Origin of the sequence: Halomonas sp. AOP22-C1-8 (genome assembly GCF_052378905.1) — a bacterium.
In the GTDB taxonomy this organism is placed as follows: domain Bacteria; phylum Pseudomonadota; class Gammaproteobacteria; order Pseudomonadales; family Halomonadaceae; genus Vreelandella; species Vreelandella citrativorans.
This window is the reverse complement of record NZ_JBQSYD010000006.1, coordinates 134,898-152,868: the sequence shown is the minus strand read 5'-3', so window position 1 is coordinate 152,868 and position 17,971 is coordinate 134,898. Positions and strand designations below refer to the sequence as shown.

Sequence of the window (17,971 nt, the reverse complement as noted above, 5' to 3'; positions counted from 1 at the left end):
GATGGCGCCGCCGTTGCCCAGACCCAGGAGGGAGTGACGCAGCGGGGGCGAGGCGATAGCGATCGCCCAGCATCTGACGGGGCTGATGTGGGCGATCGCGTCAAGAACGGGATGGAGTGAAGCCGAGCAACGCGGCATGACGCTGCGACGCTTGCTCGGCTACTTGAATCAGGCCAGGAGTTAACATGAGCGAATTGCGCGCCAGTGTGGTGATGGATCTGCGTGGCAACCTCGAACGGCAATCACGCCGTTACGAGGGGGCCATGCGTACCATGGCCAACAACGGCCAACGCCACATGACCCGCTTGCAGCGCGTCACCGGCGGTGTTGGCCGCCAGCTCGACCGCGTCGGCAACCGCTGGATGGCACTGGCCACCGGTGCCGCTGGTTTCGGCACGGTGCGCAACCTGGTCAACCTGGAAGAACGCTTCACCCGCCTGGGCATTCAATCCCAAAAAAGCGCAGAGGAAATGGAAGAACTGCGCCGTCAGATCTTCGAGACCGCCCGCGAGCCGGACATTCGCGTTGACCCCTCACAAATCACCGGGGCTATCGAAGCCATCGTCGAGAAAACCGGCGACCTAGAATTTGCCCGAGAGAACATCCGCAATATCGCCATGGCCATCTCCGCGACCGGGGCTGAAGGCGGCAACATCGGCGAGATCCTTGCCGAGTTCCAGAAAATGGATATACGCGGCATGGATGCAGTGCTGCGCTCTATCGACACTCTAAACGAACAGGGCAAGGCCGGAGCGTTCACGTTGCAGAACCTGGCGTCGCTTGGCCCTCGCGTGGTCACCGCCTACACCGCCTTGGGCCGCCAAGGGCCAGAAGCTATACGTGAGATGGGCGCAGCGCTTCAGGTTATCCGGCAAGGTACCGGCAGCTCAGAGCAGGCTGCCACCGCGTTTGAAGCGCTGCTGCGTACCTTCCAGGACGCAGAAAAAGCCAAGGAGCTGGCTAGGAAAAGTGGCGTGCAGATCTTCGACCCCGACGAACTGGAGCGCGGCCGCGAGGTATTGCGGCCCATTAATGAGCTGATGGTCGAGATCGTCGAGGCCGCTGAGGGTCGTACCTCACTTCTATCAGGTGTGTTTGATGCTGAAGCCATGCGCGCGTTTAACGCCGCCTTAGGCGAGTACAACCGTACTGGCGCGGTCGAATCGATGGATCGCTTCTTTCAAGTGCAGGGGGATGGCACCACCACCATGGGTGACTCTGCCCGCGCCGCTGAAACCGCCGCCGGGGCAATGCGCAACCTCTCCAGCGCCTGGCAGGATTTCGCCGACTCAAACCTTAGCGACCATATCCAGGCCGCTGCTGATGCCCTTAATAGCCTGGACTCAGAAACCGTTGATCGCTGGCTCAAGATCGCCGGTATGACAGCAGGCGGTATCGCCGGGCTGTATGCGCTGCGCTCTATGGGCAGGTTGGGAATGGATCTCGGGCGTGGTGGTCGTGCCCTATTAGGCCGCCGCAGCACTAGCGGCGGCATTGCTGGCGCAGCGAGCAGCCTCGCCCCGGTGCCGGTATTCGTCACTAATATGGGCGCCATGCCCGGCGGCCGTGGCCCTGGCGGTGGTTCTACAAACCGTACCACCCGCAAAGGCGGCGGCTACACCCCGCCCAGCACGCGCACCGGCGGCAATAACTCAGCGCCACGCCCTCAACCATCACAACGGCCCACGCTATCGGCCAATGCTATCAACGCGGCCTCGAAATTGGGCATGAACGGCGCCAACGCTAGGCTGGCTATTCCGGCCGTTAGCACGGTGCTGGCCGCACAGAGTATTGGCGCGATTATCGAAGACGCCGTGGAGCGTACCGAAACCGGTGGCAGGATCGGCAACTACGTAGAGCTGGCAAGAGAAACGGCCAAGCAAGCCGTGATGGAGTATGGCCGCAATTCAGTTGATACCTTCCGCGAGACCTCAGAAAGCGTACTGCGGATCTTCGTTGACCAAGACGGCCGAGTGACATCTACCCGCGCCGAACGGGGTCAGGGCGGGCCGGAGATCGATGTGGATCTGGGTAACTGGAGGGCGTGGCCGTGAGATTAGCTTTCGAATTGTACGTATGTATCGCGGTCGCTGTTGCCTACATGGCCACATATTTCTGCTGCTTGTACCTTTTGGGTCAGCCAACCGTTATTGGACATGTAGTAATCAAGCGTGTGGCCAGCCGCTTCGCCACCATCCTCGGCGAGAGTCGCCTGGAAGCGCACTTCGTACTCCCAATCGTACTCATCGGCACGATATGGCATTGGCTCCCAAAGCTCCGTTTTAGCGGTTTCAACACGCTCGGAATGGGTAGTGAACAGCCCCGGACATTCATCCTTAAACCGTTCAAATGCGTCCGTCGCTTGCTGCATTTGTTTATCCGAAGTACCAGCAGGCGCGTCGATTTTAAACGACTCCTGGGTCATCCCTTCGGAAGCAGCCATTGCAACACTGATGTTGGTGCCGAGCAGAACCACCGCACCCAGATAATTAATGCATTTCATTCATTTTCCTCCGTGCATCACAGGAGCATAGCCCAATGAGCTGGCGTGATCGAATCGGCGATGGCGTTGCCGTCTTTCGTGGTGTCACTTTGTTCCTTGAACGGGGCTCGATAAGCCCCGGCCGCCGCGTCCAGGTGCATGAGTACCCGCTGCGTGATGAGCCCTATGTTGAAGACATGGGCCGCAAAGCGCGTGAGTGGCAAATCACCGGCTACCTGCTGGGCGACGACTACGACATTCAGCGCAACCAACTGGCCGAAGCCCTGGAACTGCCGGGTGCGTTTGAAATGCGCCACAGCTACTACGGCACCCACCGCGTGGCACTCACCGGCGACCCACGCATTACTGAAACTACCCGCGAAGGCGGTATGGCACGTGTGACGCTTAAGGTGGTGCGCGCCGACGACACCCCGCGCTACCCACTGGCCGTGGCGGATACCCAGCAGTTGGTAGGTGCCGCCGCCGAGTCGTCACGCCTGGCGATTCTGGATGATTTCATCGCCGCGTACGAGATCTTTGAGCTGGCCGTCGACCGCGTCGAGGCCATTGAAGCCACGATCCTGGGCGCGATCAGTGAGATCGAAGGCATCATCGGTGGTGTTACCGGCACCATCAGCCGATTGATCCGTACCCCCGCCGAGCTGGGCGCGGCGATTCTTTCCAGCATTGGCCAGATCAAGAACATGTTCGGCGAGCCGGGGCGTGCCCTGGGCGTTTATCGCGCGATGTTTGGCACTGATAACGGCGAGGTGGCCAGCGTGCCGCCGAGCGCACCGGCACCGCAAGCCACCCAGATACGCGCCCAAAATGCCGCCGTCGCCCTGGTGCGTCGTGCCGCAGCCATTGAGCTGGCCGCTGCCAGTGCCGAGTGGCGCTACCCCACGCGGGAAGCCGCCAGCGAAACATTGGAGGCGGTGCATCTGGGCATTACCGAGCAGATCAGTGGCAGCGTGCCGCCACTACCGCAAACCACTCAACGCCTGGTGAGCTTGCGCGCCGCTGCCGTGCAGGATCTCCGCCGTCGCGGTACCGCGCTGCCGTCCCTCAAGTACTACACCCCCGGTGCGCGCCTGCCTGCCTTGGTGCTGGCCCACCGCCTCTACGGCGACGCCCGCCGCGACGGTGACATCATTAGCCGCAACCGCGTGCGCCACCCTGGTGATGTACCCACCGAACGGTTGGAGGTGCTGAGTGAGTGAACTCGCGCTAATCGTCGACGGCACCCGCCACCTGGGCTGGAAAGAGATCCAGATACGCCGCAGCTTGGATGCCATGGCGGATAGCTTCGAGCTGGTGCTCTCTGAAAAGTGGGCCGAGCGCGACGGCTCTACCGCCGCACCGCCCCGCCTGCGCACCGGGGCGCCGGTGGTAGTAGAGATCGACGGCGAACCAGTAATCACTGGCCATATTGACGACGTACTACCCAGCTACGACGCCCGCTCGCACAGCCTGGTCGTCTCCGGTCGCTCCAAAACCGCCGACTTGGTCGATTCATCCAGCACCGCGCAGCCCTGGTCAACCGGCCAAACCGTGCTGCAAGTTGCCCGCCGTGTGGCCGAGCCGTTCGGCATTGAAGTCATAGCAGAAGTCGACGTCGGCGCGCCGCTTAGGGCGCTTGAAGTCGAGCCGGGGCAAACCTACGGCGAAGCATTGATACAGATCGCCAGCTATCGCGCCCTCTTACTAGTAGCCGATGAGCAAGGTCGCCTAGTGATCACCCGCCCACCGCGCGCCACGCTGAAGACCGAGCTTGCCCTGGGCGAGAACATCCGCGTAGCCCGTGGCCGATTTTCCGACCGTGACCGCTTCGGCGAAGTGATCGTCCAGGGCCAAGGGGCTGCCGATGACACTTGGTATGGTGCCCCGGCCAGCGGCGCCTCTGGCCGTGCCAAAGATGACGGCATCAAACGCCACCGGCCCACGCTGGTGCTCTGCGATACCAGCACCGATTCATTATCGTGCAGCCAGCGTGCCGAGTGGGAAGTGCGCCGCCGCTGGGGCCAATCGCGCGGCATTACCTACACCGTGGCGGGCTGGCGTCATCAAGAGGGCCTATGGCGGCCGGGTGACCTGGTGCCGATTCGTGATCAATGGATGTTCGATGAACCCGTTGAGTGGCTGATCACAGAGGTGCAGCTGCTGCTCGATGAGCGCGGCGAACGCACAGAGATCCGCGTTGCCCCGCGAAGCAGCTACGACATTGAGGCCGAATCCCAACCGGAGCGGGAGAGCGATATATGGTAAATGGCCGCGAGACAACCAAGCTGCTCAGCCCCCTGTGGCGTCGGCTGCGCCTGTTGATCAGCCGCGCGGTGGTCACCCGAACCGACAGTGCCAAAGGGCTGCAAATTCTCCAGCTCGACCTGCTGCGCGATGAGACCCGCGAAGTGGAACACATCGAGCCTTATGGCTTCACCGCTCGCCCGCTGCAAGGTGCCGAAGCCATCGCCGCTGCTGTGGGCGGTGCCCGTGGCCATCTGGTGGCGTTGCTGGCCACCGACCGCCGCTATCGCAAGAAAGGGCTAGCTGAAGGTGAAGTCGCGCTCTACACCGATGAAGGTGATGAACTGGTGTTTAAGCGGGGCCGCATCGTGCGTTTAAACGCCGGTTCAGCGGTCGAGGTCACTGCTCCCAAGGTGACGATCACTGCCAGCACTTCAATCACTCTGGCTACCCCGGATGTGTTCGCCACCGGCAACATCAAAGCCCAGGGCGATATCAGCGACAGCACCGGCAGCATGCAGGGCATGCGAGACACCTATAACGGCCACGATCACGATGAAAACGACAGCAGCGGCCCGACCGAAGCGCCTAACCAGGAGATGAGCTAATGGATATCACCCTGGATTGGCTTGATCAGGCGTTGGACGTGGCGCTGATCGACGGTGACTTGGCCACCGACGATGGCCTGCGTACCGCCGTGGCACTTTCGCTGCTGTGCGATCGGCGCGCCGAGGCAGACGACATCATTCCCGATGGCACCGACAACCGGCGCGGCTGGTGGGCCGATGCCATCGCCGATGAAGATGGCGACCGTTGGGGCAGCCGCCTGTGGCTGTTAGGCCGCGAAAAGGAGCTACCGGAAGTGCGCCGCCTAGCCGAGGCCTACGCCCGAGAGGCGCTCGCCTGGTTGCTCGAAGATGGCGTAGCGACCGAGATAGACGTTACCGCCGAGACCCTAGGCCGCGACGTGCTCTGGCTGCGCCCCATCATTAAACGCGGCGATGGCAGCCGCCTTGCCGACCGTTACCAGTACGTGTGGAGTTAATATGCCCTGGCAATCCCCAACGCTAACCGAGCTTGCCGACCAGATCCGCGCCGATATGCGCGGACGGCTCCCCGACGCCAACCCAGCACTACGCCGCGCCATGCTGCGCGTGTTTGCCGATGTGGATGCCGGGGCCGTGCATGGCCTGTACGGCTATCTCGCCTGGCTGGCCAAGCAGTTGATTATCGACACCGCCGAAGCCGAATGGCTGGAACGCTGGGCCAGCATCTGGCGCATCTACCGCCAGGGCGAAGTCGTGGCCACCGGCCCGGTGTTGCTCAACGGTAACTCCGGCGCGCAGCTGCTGGCGGGCGAGGAGTTCGAGAAAGACGGCATACGCTACACGCTTGATAGCACCGTTACTCTAGGCGAAAGCGGCCAAGCGACCGGCGATGTGACCGCCGTTGATGCCGGTGATGAAGCCAACTTGGCCGCCGGTGAAACCCTACGCCTGGTGCGCGCCGTCAGCGGCATCGATGGCGAGGCCACCGTGGGTGGTGACGGCCTTACCGGCGGGGCCGAGCAAGAGCGCGACGACCGCCTGCGCGAGCGCCTGCTGGAGCGCATCCAGCGCCAGCCCCACGGCGGCAACGCCGACGACTACATCATGTGGGTGCGCGAAGCCCACCCGGACATTACCCGCGTGTGGGTCTCTCGCCACCAGCCCGACATCGGCGAAGTCACCGTGCGCTTCGTGTGCGACGACCTAGCCGACATCATCCCTACCACCGCCGTGGTTGAAGCGGTGGATGAGTACGTTGACGACGTTCGTCCGGTAACGGCCCGCGGCTTCTATGCCGTTGCCCCCGAGGCTTCACCATTGAACCTGGCTATTCGCCTCACACCGGACACCGCCGAAGCGCGCAGCCGCGTGCAGGCTGCGCTGAATGACTTCCTCAGCCAAACCGCCGAACCCGGCGGCACGCTCTACCGCGAGCAGCTCTCGGGCGTTATCTACGTCGCCGCCGGTGATAGCCGCCATGAGCTGGATAGCCCCTCAGCCGACGTCACCCACAGCGTTAACGATATCCCCGTGCGCGGAGCAATCTCATGGCTCTAACCCGCGACGATTATACCGATCAGCTCAATGCGCTAACGCCGCCAGGCCGCGCGCTGCCACGCGAGACAGACAGCCAATGGCAGCGGCTCACCCAGGCCCGAGCGGGGGCGTTTTCCCGTGTTGACGGGCGCGCGGCGTCCCTGCATGAGGAGGCCGACCCGCGCACCACCTCGGAGCTGCTGCCCGACTGGGAGCGCGTCACGGCCATGCCCGACCCGTGCGTTATTGGCGAGCAAACCGTTAGCGAGCGGCAAGACGCCGTGGTGCGCGTACTAACCGGCACCGGCGGCGCATCACGACCCTACTTTATTGGCCTCGCAGCCGACCTCGGCTACGACATCGATGTCGAGGACTACACCGCCCACACCGTCGGCAGTGACGTTAGCGAGCCGATGCGCAGCATCGATTGGCGCTGGGCTTGGACCATCCGCGCCGCCGAAGAGACCGTGCGAGCGCTGACCGTTAACAGCGGCGTCAACGAAGCACTGGCCACCTGGGGCAATGAGCGCCTCGAATGCGTATTCGAGCGACTCGCACCGGCCCATTCCATCCTCATCTTCGCCTATGGAGAGCAAACCTCATGGTAGATCGTGTCTATCAACGCAACACCTCGGACTCGACTCCCCAGCCACCGACTAACCCGAGTGTCGGCTACCCCACCGGCGGTAACCCCGCCCAGGGCGTGCCCGCGACGATCCCCGGCCCCTACTGGTATCACATGATTACTGAGAGCCTGCGCAAGGTAATCAGCGATGCGGGACTAGAACCAAACCATACTGATCTCAATCAGTTAGCTGAGGCTCTTGGTAAGCTAGCACCCAATCAAAATATAACCGTGTTTGATGTTCCTGGTGTTTATCAATGGCCTGTTCCTGATGTGCTTAAAAGTGGTCAGCGGAAAGCGCAGGTAAATGTTACGGGTGGGGGGCTAGCGGCTCTTCTAAGAGCTCTTCATCAAGAGGCTCGGGCGGTGGCGCGGCAGGCACAGCCGAAGGCATCATTGATCTCACTGGTGTCGATACGTTGGAGATCACTGTCGGTGAGGGGGGGCTTGAAGTTAGTTCAATAAGTGGCCTCTCTGGCTCGTCGTCATCAATTGGCGAAATAATGAGCGCCGAAGGTGGTGGGGCCCCCGGGGAGAATAACGGTGGCTTGGGCGGCGAAGCCGTTGGCGGCGACGTAAACACGCCAGGGGGAGATGGTTCAGACGCAGAAGTTGGCGGTGATGGAGGGGCTTCGAAGTATGGTGGCGGTGGCCGCAGTGGCTCAGGAGAAGGCATGCCGGGGCGCGCCCCAGGCTCAGGCGGGGGTTCAGGAAGAGATGGCAATCCATCTGGACGCGGCGCGCCCGGTATCGTAGAAATCAAATGGTGAACAATATGCAATGGGCACGTATTAAAAACGGCAAAGTAGCCGAAATAATGGAAACTAACCCGGCGGGACGTTTTCACCATTCAATGCAATGGGTGAGATGCGGTACCGACACCCGCCCCGGCTGGCTCTTTGACGGAGAGCAATGTCTACCGCCTCCCCCTGCTTCACTCGACACATTAGTTGTTGATGCGATTCGTCGTGTCAATGCTGGTTACTCAAGTTCTATGGCGCAGATACTCAACGAGTACCCCGATGCAGAAACGCTTTCGTTCGACAAGCAGGAGCGTGAGGCACGGGAGTGGCATATTTGGTACGACCCCAAAGGGAACAATAGCCAAGGGAGCGAACCGGCTACGCCTTATATTGACGCGATGTTGGCCGAGCGACCAATCGGTAAAACGGAGCTAGTGATTCGCATCATCACCAAGGCCAACGCTTTTGTTGCGGCACACGGCAGCGCTACTGGCCGCCGCCAACGGCTCGAAGATGACATCAAAGCCGCCTTAGAAGCCAAGGATCGAGAAACGCTGGAAGCCATCAAGTGGAGCAATGCTGAATAAAGCGTAGAAGGGAGTGACCACCGTTGGTGCGGACACACCGCCGGTGGCCACCAACAAGCAGAACACAGCTGCAAGTCGGCCAAGACTCCCCCGCCTCGCGAGGCGTTAGAGAGTCTAAGCTAAACGTTAGATTCGTTATAGGCTTGACAGAGTGTTAACTGAAATCCGTTGTAAGCAGTGCAACCGCAAGCTGGCTATGGTCAGCGACTATCAGTTCATCGAAATAAAGTGCCCGCGTTGCAGGCATTTAAACCAACAGAGAGCCACGAGCTCCAAACCTTTAAAGGAGAAGCCTCGTGGCTACCCCAATCATTCCCTGGATGGGCGGCAAGCGTCGTCTTGCTGACCGTATCTTTCCGCTAATGCCGCCGCACCAGTGCTACGTAGAGCCCTTCGCAGGAGGGGCCGCGCTTTTCTTCTTGCGCCCATCTCCTGCCGAGGTGGAAGTGCTCAATGACGTTAACGGCGACCTAGTGAACCTCTATCGTGTTGTGCAAAACCATCTGGAGGAGTTTGTTAGGCAGTTCAAATGGGCGCTTTCCAGCCGCCAGGTGTTTGAGTGGCTCAAGATGACACGGCCTGAAACGCTCACCGATATCCAGCGTGCAGCCCGCTTCTACTACCTCCAACAGAATGCTTTTGGAGCGCGCATCGAAGGCCAGAGCTTTGGCACGGCCACCACCACACCACCAGGTCTGAACCTGCTGCGCTTAGAAGAGACGTTATCAGCGGCGCACTTGCGCTTATCGAGCACCTTTATAGAGCACCTAAGCTGGCAAGACTGCATCGAACGCTATGACCGACCACATACCCTCTTTTATATGGACCCACCCTACTGGCAGACGGAGGGATATGGGGTACCCTTTGGCATAGAGCAGTACGAGGAAATGGCGAGCATGCTAGCCAAGCTCAAGGGCAAGGCCATCATCAGCCTCAACGACCACCCAGACATCCGCCGGATCTTCTCGGGCTACCACATCGAAACCACCGATATACGCTACACCGTCGGCGGCGGCAAAGGCTCAGACGCCAAAGAGGTGCTGATCTTCAGCTGGGATGTGGCCGCAGAGCCAGCGGGTTTGTTTTAGCTACCTAAATTATAAAACTCAAAGGGTCTCACTTATGCTACAGCCAGCTTTAGTTAAACGAATTCTGGAAGCAATTGGAGATGGCGAGTATGTCGGCGCCCGTCTACCTCGACTTTACAAACAATTCGTTGGTGAAGATGTGCAAGCAGCAGATGAAAATGACTATCTTAAGTTCATCTACCATATGGACGAAATCTACGATGCTGGCCTTATCAAAACTCGCGATCTCAAGCCCCAATATCGCTGGGGGAAGTCAGCAGAACTGGGCGGTGGCAGAAGCTACTTGGATGTTTATTTGATTCTGACGCCTGTAGGGGGTGAGGTTTTGAAAGAGTTGAGTAAACCAAAAGGGCTGGACAGACTTATTCAAGCAATTCGGTCGTCAGGTGCAGTTGCTGGGCAAGAAGCACTTAAATATGGAATTGGAGAGCTGTTTAAGTGAGCAGGCAGCTAACTCATGTTGATAGTGCCAAAGCTGGTGCAAATTTCTAATAATCGGCTTGACGCAGCCTATGCCAAATGCGCCGCTAGGTAGTGCCAAATCTGGCGCGCGTTTACATTTCCTTTATTACACATCCGGAACCTATAAAAATGAAAACATTCGCACAACATGCGCTGGCACTCTCTGTTTCCTTGGCGCTTTGCAGCTCAGCCTACGCGGCTAATTTTGACGATATGGACCCCGTGACTCTGCGCTTGGCGCACGTGGTCAACGAGCAGGATGGCTTTCATATCGCTGCTACCAAGTTTGAGGAGTTGGTGGAAGAGCGCACCGACGGCAAGGTGATCATTGATATCTACCCCAATGCTTCATTAGGCGATGAGCGTACGTTGTTGGAAGGCATGCAGATTGGCACCGTGGATATGGGATTGATTACCAATGGTCCGGTGGCCAACTTTGTCGAAGAGATGGCAGTGTTTGAGCTGCCCTTCCTGTTCCCGTCCCCTGAGGCGGCTTATGGGGTTTTGGACGGCGAAATCGGCCAGGAGCTTTTAGATAAGCTTTCCGACGTTAACCTGAAAGGCCTGGCCTACGCCGAACGCGGCTTTCGCAACCTGACCAATAGCGAGCGCGCAGTGAACACGCCGGCCGATATGGACGGCCTGCGCATTCGTGTGATGGAAAACCCCGTTTACACCGATACCTTCCGCGAGCTGGGCGCCAACGCCATTCCGATGGCCTGGACCGAAGCACTCACGGCGATGCAGCAGGGCACCATCGACGGTCAGGAAAACCCGGTAAACGTGGTCTACTCCTTTAAGCTGGGCGAAACGCAGAACTACATGACGCTCTCGCGCCATACCTATGCCCCGGCTATTTTTGTGATGGGCATGTCGGCCTGGAACCAACTGCCGGAAGAAGCACAGGCCGTTTTGGAAGAGGCTGCCCAGGAAGCCGCCGAGTATGAGCGTCAGGTTAATGCCGATATGGAAGCCGAACAGCTAGCCGCTCTGCAGGAAGCCGGTATGGAGATTAATGACTCGCCTGATATTGAGGCCTTCCAAGCTGCGGTGGTGCCGGTGTACGAGAAGTACGGCCAGCAGTTTGGCGACTATCTGCCACGCATCCAAGAAGCACTGGCGGAGTAAGCCACGCCTCACCAGTTGATTGATTGATGCACCCAACAGGCTACCTCACGGCGGCCTGTTGGCTGAATGCGATGACTAACCAAGTGCTCAGGCCAGAATTTTTCCGGGGTTAAGCAGCCCTTTAGGATCCATTGCCTGTTTCAGGCGCATCATCAGGGCGATCTCTTCTGGTGAGCGTGAAAGTGTCAGGTAGTCGCGCTTTTCCAGGCCCACCCCGTGTTCAGCGGAGATCGAGCCGTTGTATTTCACCAGCGAGCCGTACACCAACTCTTCGACCTGACGCCGGGCGTCCTGGCTGGCGTCACGCACCGTGACGATGATGTGCAGGTTGCCATCGCCCAGATGGCCAAACACTACCAGCTCGCAGGTTTCTGGCCATTGCACCTTCAGCTTGCCTTCTAGCGCCGTTACGTACTCATCCATGTGGGTGATCGGCAGGCTAACGTCGTAGGAGAACATCGGGTCAAGCGCGTGCACCAGGGTTTCGATATCCTCGCGCACGGCCCAGATACCTTCGCGCTGGCTGCTGGAGCTGGCCAGCACGGCATCCGTGATCAGCTCTGCTTCGAGGGCTTTTTCCAGTACACTCGCAAACGCTTCGGCATCTTTCTCATCGTCCGAGCCAAGCGTTTCAATAATGGCGTAGAACGGCGAGTCGTTGGCCAGCAATGCGGTATGTTTGGTCGTTGCGGAAGTCATCAACGCGTAGTGGTTGTTCCATAGCGCTTCGAAGGCACTCAGGCTGTTGGCAAGCTCTTTGGAGGCCATGTTTAACAGCGATGTCAGCGCGTCGAATGAGGGCACCGCGACGAACGCGGTCTGCTCGCTGGGCATATTCGGATGCAGGCGCAGCACGGCCCGGGTAACAATTCCCAGGGTGCCTTCGCTACCCATAAACATCTGCTTTAAATCGTAACCGGCGTTGTTTTTCAGCATGGTGTTCATGGAACTGACCACGGTGCCATCGCTGAGAACCACTTCCAGCCCTAACACCTGTTGGCGCATCATGCCGTAGCGAATCACCCGAATGCCGCCCGCGTTAGTGGCGATGTTACCGCCAATGGTGCAGGAACCGCGCGCGCCCAGGTCCAGCGCAAACTGCATGTCGATCTCTTGAGCGGCTTCCTGAACGTGCTGAAGCGTCACGCCCGCCTGTACCTGCATCGTGGAACCCACGGCATCGATATGCTCGATCTGGTTCATTAGCTCCAGCGACACCACGAGTTCGTCAGGGCTGGCAACGGCGCCATGCACGACGCCGGTTAATCCACCGTGGGTGACCACCGGCTGATTGGCCTCATAACAAAGCGTCATGACCTGGCTGAGCTGTTCAGTGGATTGCGGTCGAATAATTGCTTTTGCCTGACAAGACGCTTTGGTGAACCAGTCGACACTGCGCTGGGCAACATCATCACCCAGCAGTACGCCTGTTTTTCCTACGATGTCGGTAAGACTATTAATCAGCGTGTCCATTCTCTGTTCCTGTCAGGGCCGGTCGGTGCGGCGTGAAGCCTGGCTATGTATTTATACGTAGGTAGAGAGGCTATCGCCAACCGTGTATTTGCTCAAGGTTACGATCTAAAACGTTTTTTATTGCCAGCGTGGTTTCCCGGCAGGCTCTACGACGAATGGCGGGATTACAATCAATTATTTGTTCGCTAAAACCAATATGGTATAGATGACGCGCTGATTAAGCCCCTCCCCCTCTACACTATAAAAAAACAGATCATTCCAAGGAGATAACGTGGATAACGTCCCCTCTTCCCACATGCCCCGCCATTTACTTAAACGCGCCACACGGGCGATTGCCTGCATAATGAATAGCGATGACAGCGCCCCAAGTGCGGCGGCATACCAAGAGCTACTTGGCGAACAGTTCAGTAACCGCCTTCCTCGCATCCAGGAGGCACTGCTGTAACGTGGCCACTTTCTCTCAACCTTTATTGGCACTATTAAGAGGCATAGAGCGCGGTCTAGATACGGTTCTCCAGCCAGTGGTCTTTGCGGGCATGGCGGCCTTGATCGGCGTGATTACGCTGCAAATTGTCTCTCGAGTGTTTTTCACCGCCTTTGGCTGGACCGAAGAGGTCGCCCGTTTTCTGCTCATCTGGATTACCTTTCTAGCCGGCACGCTGGCTTTTCAGCGCGGCCATCATATCGCCGTTACCTTTGCCGTCGACGCGCTTCCCGCTCGTTTACGCCAAATAGCGCGAATACTGGCGGTGATGGTGGTTATCGCTTTTATGATCACGCTGGTAGTGATCGGCTATCGCTACATGCAGGTACAGAGCTTTCAGAAATCCGCCTCGCTGCGCGTGCCGATGTCGTACGTGTATGCCGTAATGCCGATCAGTGCAGCCATCATGGCCTGGTATGCGTTGGTCGATCTGCTTGAACTGGTGCTTGAAGGCAAACCCTCGCAACCCACTGGAGAACAGACACCATGACCATGCTGCTATTTGGCCTGTTCTTCCTGTTTATGCTAATGGGCGTACCAATTGCCTTTGCGATTGGCGCAAGCACTCTGTTTGCCCTGTATCAGTCGGGCGTGCCGCTGATGGTGGTGACCCAGCAGATGTTCCAGGGCATCAACTCCTTCGCGCTGGTGGCGATTCCCATGTTCATTCTTGCCGGTGACTTAATGGCCCAGGGCAAGGTGAGCGAGCGGTTGGTGAGTTTTGCCGATTCGCTGGTGGGCTTTATGCGTGGCGGGCTTTCGGTCGTATCGGTCATGGCGGGCATGTTCTTTGCCGCTATTTCGGGTTCGGGGGCAGCCACCACGGCGGCGGTCGGTTCAAGCCTGGTGCCGGAGCTTAAGCGAAAGGGCTACGACCCCGCATCGGCGGCCAGCCTGATTGCCGCCAGTGGCACGATTGGCGTGGTCATTCCGCCCTCGGTGCCCATGATTATCTATGCGGTGATTGCCCAGCAGTCGGTATCCAAGCTGTTTTTGAGCGGTTTTTTACCTGGTTTGGCAATGGGTTTGGGATTAATGGCGATTGCTATTACCCAAGCCTATAAACGCCAGTACCCCAAGGGGACACCGCTGTCCATCACCACCATCTTGCGCACGTTCAAGGCGGCAAGCTGGGGCTTGATGACGCCGGTGATTATTCTGGGCGGTATCTTCACGGGGATCTTTACGCCCTCTGAAGCGGCGGTGGTAGCCGTCAACTATGCGCTACTGGTATCGCTATTCATCTATCGTGATTTAACCCTGCCCCAGGTGTATCGGCTGCTGATCCGCTCAGCCATCACCACTGCAGTGATCATGCTAGTGATTGCCATGTCGGCGGTGCTGAGCTGGACGCTGTCTAGCTGGCAGGTGCCTGGTGCTATCGCACAATCGGTGTTGTCGCTCTCCACCAACCCGCTGATTATCATGCTGCTGGTGGTCGCCGTCATCCTGCTGACCGGTGTGTTTATCGAAACGGCAAGCGCGCTGATTATCTTAACGCCGGTGCTGCTACCGCTGGTGCTGCAGCTGGGGGTCGATCCAATCCACTTCGGTCTGATTATTGTGGTAGGGCTCTCGATAGGCATGATCACGCCACCCGTGGCGATCAACCTGTACGTTGCATCTTCAGTGACACAGCTACCGCTTGAGCGTATTACACGCGCCATCGTGCCTTATCTGCTGGGTCTAATCGGCGTGCTGCTGCTAGTGGTCTATGTCCCCATATTCATGGGGTGGTCGGGAAATTAATATCGTCCAGATATGCTCTTCAAGGGAGCCTGCCCGGCTCCCTTTGAATCCCGTATTTATCAGTACGCCGCCATTCATGCACAAGGTCACAGGAAACGGCCGCCCTTTTGAAACGACTTTCTAAACTGGCCAGGGGACACGCCAAACAGTTGATAAAAGCAGTTTCTAAAGTGCGAAACACTCACAAACCCTGTTGCCACGGTCACCTCTGCTATCGGTTTATTTGTTTGCTGCAATAGCTGCCGCGCCCGTGTTAAACGCAACTCCATGTAATACCGAGAAGGGCTAGCGACAATATAGTGACAGAACAATCGCTCTAGCTGGCGCCGTGAAATACCCACCCAATTGGCTATTTCAACAATAGATAACGGCTCTTCAATATTGTTTTTCATCAACTGAAGGGCTGTTTTAAGCGTTTCTGGTAACGTATGGTTTTGATCAACGTTAATCGTTGAAATGTCTGGCAGTTCTATTTCCTTGTCACAGCTGAGCATTTCCTCAACCGCACTGGCTACTTGGTCACCACAATCGGCTCTAACAACTTCTAGCATGAGGCTTAGGGAGCTGCTCGCGCCCGCGCAGCTTAATCTCTTTCTATCCACAACGTAGCTTCGAGCAGAGATAGTAACGTCTTGAAACTCCTCAGCCATCATGGCGCGTCCGTCAGGATGGTACGCGCACTGATAGCCACTCAACAGACCTGCGTCTGCAAGAAAGTAGGCGCCATTCCATAAACCACCCAATACAACGCCGTGACTATCTGCCTTTCTTAGCTTATTACGCACAAGCGCTGAGGACTGCGCTTTAACTCTCAAGCCACCACACACTATCAATACATCTACTTTTTCGTTGGAAAGATCAAAATCCGCAAGAGATGCATCAGCGTTAATTTCAATCCCCAAGTCTGATTGCACAGCGGCGCTGCCATTACCGACAACCCTTATGTTGTAAGTGGTCGTTGCGTTCATCAAATTCGTTGTTACCAACGCATCAACAGCACCTGTAAATGCCATCATGGAAAAATTTTCCATCAACAAAAAAACGACTGTTTTCACTTTTGCGGGCACTGCCAGCGTTTGTTCTGGTGGTAAATAGGCCATATTTTTATTTTTCAACAAGCTACAAAACTTATCTTTCATATATTCCCTCAACCTGACCACGACGACGGTGCAAAAGGGGGCGTTTTCAAGATACCAACATAACCTGAAAGGTAATCAATTGGCATCGCATCACTGCTGGCCAGGATAAGTGTGCAAGGAATTGTTAGCCATTCTATGGTCGCCCGTCGCCGTTCATGAATATAAAACAGTGCATGAAGCGTCAATAAGGGTGCTTTAAACATGCTTCTATCATGTTTGCCGCGATTGGCAGCTGATGATTGTTATCATTTATATCGTACCGGGTTGCTTCTTTGATGGCATAACACTACTGCTAATGACGCTGCCTATTACGTTTCCCATGATCACAAGCCTGGGGTTTGATCCCATCTGGTTTGGCATCATTTTATGGATTACCAGCTACTAAACGTTCCTCCATCCAACGCTCCAGGGTGAGCAAACGGCCCGCTCTTGCGTTGAGGGCGGGCCGTTGATTGGGTTATTGATCGCTGGATAAGCGAAGTTCTGCTTTTCTGTCTCCTGGTGTTTAACAGAGCACTCATTTCTTTGCCGTGAGTACATCCTCGGGCCGCATCACCTCACCACACTGGCTTGGGCTATAACCCGGCAGGCGCTTGACCGCTTCCTGAAAGGGCTCACCCTGCAATGCCTTCAGAAAGGCACATAGCCGTGGTTCTTTTAATGAACGGTGATGGCAGGCCAAAAGATAGTCTTCGATAGCCAGCGGTAAAAAATCAAGCCCAAACTTTTGAGCGGCAGCCTCTACACCAAAGCCGCAATCAGCCATGCCAGCGGCGACGTAAGCAGCTACCGCAGAGTGGGTAAACTCCTCTATTTCAAACCCACGAATCTTTTTGCTGGAAACCGCCGCCTCTTTTAACAGGCAGTCCAGCAGCGAGCGCGTGCCTGACGAAGCCTGGCGGTTGACGAACCGCACGGACTTATCAGCCAGCGATGCGACCCCCGTGATACCAAGCGGATTACCCGGCGCCACCATCAGCCCCTGAGTCCTAGCGATAAAGCCAATCACTCGGTGCTGACGCGGCTTTAAAAGCCCTTGGTAAGTATCGCGTACGCGCTCACCGACCTTGCCACGCGGCAGATGAAAACCCGCCACATCGCAACTGCCCCGATGAAGGGCCGTCAGCGACTCTTGCGGGCTGCAGTACTGTAAGTCCAGGGGTATTTCGTGCAGGTATTTGGGAAGTAGCTCGACAGCAAAACCATGGCTGGCGTGCAGCCGCAACACCGATAGCGCCCCTTGCTGCTGCTGTTGAATCGCCAGGTTCAGTTCAGACCCCAGGCTTTCCAGCTGCGGCCCCAGGCGGGCAATCGCACGCTGCTCGGCCCACAACAACTTTTCACCTAGCAGTGAAAGCCGTGCGCCGCGCCCACGCTGCATCTCTACCAGCGGTACGCCAAAGAACTCCCCACTCTGGCGCAAAAGGTTCCAAGCATGGCGATACGAGATGCCGACATCGCTTGCGGCGAGCGTGAGTTTTCCCCGCCGATAAACCGCTTCAAGCAAGCGAAGTAGATGTATATCAAGCTGATTACCCTCCTCATCGCGAAAGCACCAAGAGGGGATAACGCTGATTTTTTGCATGGCTTTTTTCATAGGCATAATCTTTCATATTTTGTACTTATAGCGTTGATGCTAGCGTTGCACTGACCGTGGTGCACGCTCTTTTTAACACATCGCTT

At 57.5% G+C, this 17,971-nt stretch carries 21 protein-coding genes and 1 pseudogene; 18 read left to right on the top strand and 4 right to left on the bottom strand.

What is annotated here, in order from left to right:
* The first annotated feature begins 185 nt into the window (after positions 1-185).
* Positions 186-2,054: a phage tail tape measure protein gene (locus ACT3TY_RS05415; protein ID WP_444627569.1), complete on the top strand. Its 1,869-nt coding sequence runs from the start codon at positions 186-188 to the stop codon at positions 2,052-2,054.
* Between the two features lie 2 nt (positions 2,055-2,056).
* Here the strand turns inward: ACT3TY_RS05415 and ACT3TY_RS05410 are convergent, their stop codons facing one another.
* Positions 2,057-2,503 (bottom strand): hypothetical protein, encoded by a 447-nt coding sequence (locus ACT3TY_RS05410; protein ID WP_444627568.1) that lies wholly within the window; start codon positions 2,501-2,503, stop codon positions 2,057-2,059.
* A 35-nt stretch (positions 2,504-2,538) separates the two neighbouring features.
* On the opposite strand from ACT3TY_RS05410, the gene ACT3TY_RS05405 reads away from it, so the two are divergent.
* From ACT3TY_RS05405 to ACT3TY_RS05345, 13 genes are all read left to right on the top strand, one after another.
* Complete coding sequence (locus ACT3TY_RS05405) at positions 2,539-3,702, top strand: DNA circularization protein (protein WP_444627567.1); 1,164 nt, start codon at positions 2,539-2,541, stop codon at positions 3,700-3,702.
* A complete protein-coding gene (locus ACT3TY_RS05400; RefSeq protein ID WP_444627566.1) occupies positions 3,695-4,747 on the top strand; it encodes a phage baseplate assembly protein in 1,053 nt (350 codons plus the stop codon). The genes ACT3TY_RS05405 and ACT3TY_RS05400 overlap by 8 nt, the downstream gene beginning before the upstream one ends.
* A complete protein-coding gene (locus ACT3TY_RS05395; protein ID WP_444627565.1) occupies positions 4,741-5,334 on the top strand; it encodes a phage baseplate assembly protein V in 594 nt (197 codons plus the stop codon). Before ACT3TY_RS05400 ends, ACT3TY_RS05395 begins: the two co-directional genes overlap by 7 nt.
* A complete protein-coding gene (locus ACT3TY_RS05390; RefSeq protein ID WP_444627563.1) occupies positions 5,334-5,771 on the top strand; it encodes a phage GP46 family protein in 438 nt (145 codons plus the stop codon). Before ACT3TY_RS05395 ends, ACT3TY_RS05390 begins: the two co-directional genes overlap by 1 nt.
* Before the next feature lies 1 nt (position 5,772).
* Positions 5,773-6,831 (top strand): baseplate J/gp47 family protein, encoded by a 1,059-nt coding sequence (locus tag ACT3TY_RS05385; protein WP_444627561.1) that lies wholly within the window; start codon positions 5,773-5,775, stop codon positions 6,829-6,831.
* A complete protein-coding gene (locus tag ACT3TY_RS05380) occupies positions 6,822-7,418 on the top strand; it encodes a YmfQ family protein (RefSeq protein ID WP_444627560.1) in 597 nt (198 codons plus the stop codon). The genes ACT3TY_RS05385 and ACT3TY_RS05380 overlap by 10 nt, the downstream gene beginning before the upstream one ends.
* The gene (locus ACT3TY_RS05375; protein ID WP_444627558.1) at positions 7,412-7,900 is read left to right on the top strand and encodes a hypothetical protein; all 489 of its coding nucleotides are present in this window, start codon (positions 7,412-7,414) and stop codon (positions 7,898-7,900) included. Before ACT3TY_RS05380 ends, ACT3TY_RS05375 begins: the two co-directional genes overlap by 7 nt.
* 129 nt (positions 7,901-8,029) lie before the next feature.
* Positions 8,030-8,191, top strand: a complete 162-nt coding sequence (locus tag ACT3TY_RS05370) for a hypothetical protein (protein ID WP_444627557.1) — start codon at positions 8,030-8,032, stop codon at positions 8,189-8,191.
* A gap of 19 nt (positions 8,192-8,210) precedes the next feature.
* Positions 8,211-8,765 (top strand): hypothetical protein, encoded by a 555-nt coding sequence (locus ACT3TY_RS05365; RefSeq protein ID WP_444627556.1) that lies wholly within the window; start codon positions 8,211-8,213, stop codon positions 8,763-8,765.
* 151 nt (positions 8,766-8,916) lie between these two features.
* Complete coding sequence (locus ACT3TY_RS05360; RefSeq protein ID WP_444627554.1) at positions 8,917-9,111, top strand: Com family DNA-binding transcriptional regulator; 195 nt, start codon at positions 8,917-8,919, stop codon at positions 9,109-9,111.
* Positions 9,062-9,853 carry a DNA adenine methylase gene (locus tag ACT3TY_RS05355; protein ID WP_444627553.1) on the top strand — a complete coding sequence of 264 codons (792 nt, stop codon included), beginning with the start codon at positions 9,062-9,064 and terminating at the stop codon, positions 9,851-9,853. The genes ACT3TY_RS05360 and ACT3TY_RS05355 overlap by 50 nt, the downstream gene beginning before the upstream one ends.
* A 34-nt stretch (positions 9,854-9,887) precedes the next feature.
* Positions 9,888-10,295 carry a hypothetical protein gene (locus tag ACT3TY_RS05350; RefSeq protein WP_444627551.1) on the top strand — a complete coding sequence of 136 codons (408 nt, stop codon included), beginning with the start codon at positions 9,888-9,890 and terminating at the stop codon, positions 10,293-10,295.
* A 149-nt stretch (positions 10,296-10,444) separates the two neighbouring features.
* Entirely contained in the window at positions 10,445-11,443 is a 999-nt protein-coding gene (locus ACT3TY_RS05345; protein WP_087110756.1) for a TRAP transporter substrate-binding protein, read from the top strand.
* A gap of 87 nt (positions 11,444-11,530) precedes the next feature.
* Here ACT3TY_RS05345 and ACT3TY_RS05340 read toward each other — a convergent pair whose 3' ends face one another.
* On the bottom strand, positions 11,531-12,916 hold the full coding sequence (locus ACT3TY_RS05340; protein ID WP_087110754.1) for an FAD-binding oxidoreductase: 1,386 nt from the start codon (positions 12,914-12,916) through the stop codon (positions 11,531-11,533).
* A gap of 271 nt (positions 12,917-13,187) precedes the next feature.
* On the opposite strand from ACT3TY_RS05340, the gene ACT3TY_RS05335 reads away from it, so the two are divergent.
* The 3 genes from ACT3TY_RS05335 to ACT3TY_RS05325 are packed head-to-tail and all read left to right on the top strand — an operon-like array spanning position 13,188 to position 15,149.
* Positions 13,188-13,361 (top strand): hypothetical protein, encoded by a 174-nt coding sequence (locus ACT3TY_RS05335; protein WP_176372232.1) that lies wholly within the window; start codon positions 13,188-13,190, stop codon positions 13,359-13,361.
* A 1-nt stretch (position 13,362) separates the two neighbouring features.
* On the top strand, positions 13,363-13,890 hold the full coding sequence (locus ACT3TY_RS05330) for a TRAP transporter small permease (protein WP_087110751.1): 528 nt from the start codon (positions 13,363-13,365) through the stop codon (positions 13,888-13,890).
* Positions 13,887-15,149, top strand: a complete 1,263-nt coding sequence (locus tag ACT3TY_RS05325; protein ID WP_192527743.1) for a TRAP transporter large permease — start codon at positions 13,887-13,889, stop codon at positions 15,147-15,149. The genes ACT3TY_RS05330 and ACT3TY_RS05325 overlap by 4 nt, the downstream gene beginning before the upstream one ends.
* 86 nt (positions 15,150-15,235) lie before the next feature.
* On the opposite strand, the gene ACT3TY_RS05320 is transcribed toward ACT3TY_RS05325, so the two are convergent.
* Positions 15,236-16,288: a GlxA family transcriptional regulator gene (locus tag ACT3TY_RS05320; RefSeq protein WP_192527744.1), complete on the bottom strand. Its 1,053-nt coding sequence runs from the start codon at positions 16,286-16,288 to the stop codon at positions 15,236-15,238.
* A gap of 232 nt (positions 16,289-16,520) precedes the next feature.
* On the opposite strand from ACT3TY_RS05320, the pseudogene ACT3TY_RS05315 reads away from it, so the two are divergent.
* Positions 16,521-16,655, top strand: a pseudogene (locus ACT3TY_RS05315) (TRAP transporter large permease subunit); the annotation flags it as partial.
* Between the two features lie 150 nt (positions 16,656-16,805).
* On the opposite strand, the gene ACT3TY_RS05310 reads toward ACT3TY_RS05315, so the two are convergent.
* The gene (locus ACT3TY_RS05310) at positions 16,806-17,873 is read right to left on the bottom strand and encodes a substrate-binding domain-containing protein (RefSeq protein WP_192527783.1); all 1,068 of its coding nucleotides are present in this window, start codon (positions 17,871-17,873) and stop codon (positions 16,806-16,808) included.
* Positions 17,874-17,971: the final 98 nt, after the last annotated feature.

Excerpts from the sequence above, each read along its gene's own strand:
- ACT3TY_RS05415 (WP_444627569.1), top strand. The coding sequence starts at position 186 with ATGAGCGAATTGCGCGCCAGTGTGGTGATGGATCTGCGTGGCAACCTC.
- ACT3TY_RS05410 (WP_444627568.1), bottom strand. The coding sequence starts at position 2,503 with ATGAAATGCATTAATTATCTGGGTGCGGTGGTTCTGCTCGGCACCAAC.
- ACT3TY_RS05405 (WP_444627567.1), top strand. The coding sequence starts at position 2,539 with ATGAGCTGGCGTGATCGAATCGGCGATGGCGTTGCCGTCTTTCGTGGT.
- ACT3TY_RS05395 (WP_444627565.1), top strand. The coding sequence starts at position 4,741 with ATGGTAAATGGCCGCGAGACAACCAAGCTGCTCAGCCCCCTGTGGCGT.
- ACT3TY_RS05390 (WP_444627563.1), top strand. The coding sequence starts at position 5,334 with ATGGATATCACCCTGGATTGGCTTGATCAGGCGTTGGACGTGGCGCTG.
- ACT3TY_RS05385 (WP_444627561.1), top strand. The coding sequence starts at position 5,773 with ATGCCCTGGCAATCCCCAACGCTAACCGAGCTTGCCGACCAGATCCGC.
- ACT3TY_RS05380 (WP_444627560.1), top strand. The coding sequence starts at position 6,822 with ATGGCTCTAACCCGCGACGATTATACCGATCAGCTCAATGCGCTAACG.
- ACT3TY_RS05375 (WP_444627558.1), top strand. The coding sequence starts at position 7,412 with ATGGTAGATCGTGTCTATCAACGCAACACCTCGGACTCGACTCCCCAG.
- ACT3TY_RS05370 (WP_444627557.1), top strand. The coding sequence starts at position 8,030 with ATGGTTCAGACGCAGAAGTTGGCGGTGATGGAGGGGCTTCGAAGTATG.
- ACT3TY_RS05365 (WP_444627556.1), top strand. The coding sequence starts at position 8,211 with ATGCAATGGGCACGTATTAAAAACGGCAAAGTAGCCGAAATAATGGAA.
- ACT3TY_RS05350 (WP_444627551.1), top strand. The coding sequence starts at position 9,888 with ATGCTACAGCCAGCTTTAGTTAAACGAATTCTGGAAGCAATTGGAGAT.
- ACT3TY_RS05345 (WP_087110756.1), top strand. The coding sequence starts at position 10,445 with ATGAAAACATTCGCACAACATGCGCTGGCACTCTCTGTTTCCTTGGCG.
- ACT3TY_RS05340 (WP_087110754.1), bottom strand. The coding sequence starts at position 12,916 with ATGGACACGCTGATTAATAGTCTTACCGACATCGTAGGAAAAACAGGC.
- ACT3TY_RS05325 (WP_192527743.1), top strand. The coding sequence starts at position 13,887 with ATGACCATGCTGCTATTTGGCCTGTTCTTCCTGTTTATGCTAATGGGC.
- ACT3TY_RS05320 (WP_192527744.1), bottom strand. The coding sequence starts at position 16,288 with ATGAAAGATAAGTTTTGTAGCTTGTTGAAAAATAAAAATATGGCCTAT.
- ACT3TY_RS05310 (WP_192527783.1), bottom strand. The coding sequence starts at position 17,873 with ATGCAAAAAATCAGCGTTATCCCCTCTTGGTGCTTTCGCGATGAGGAG.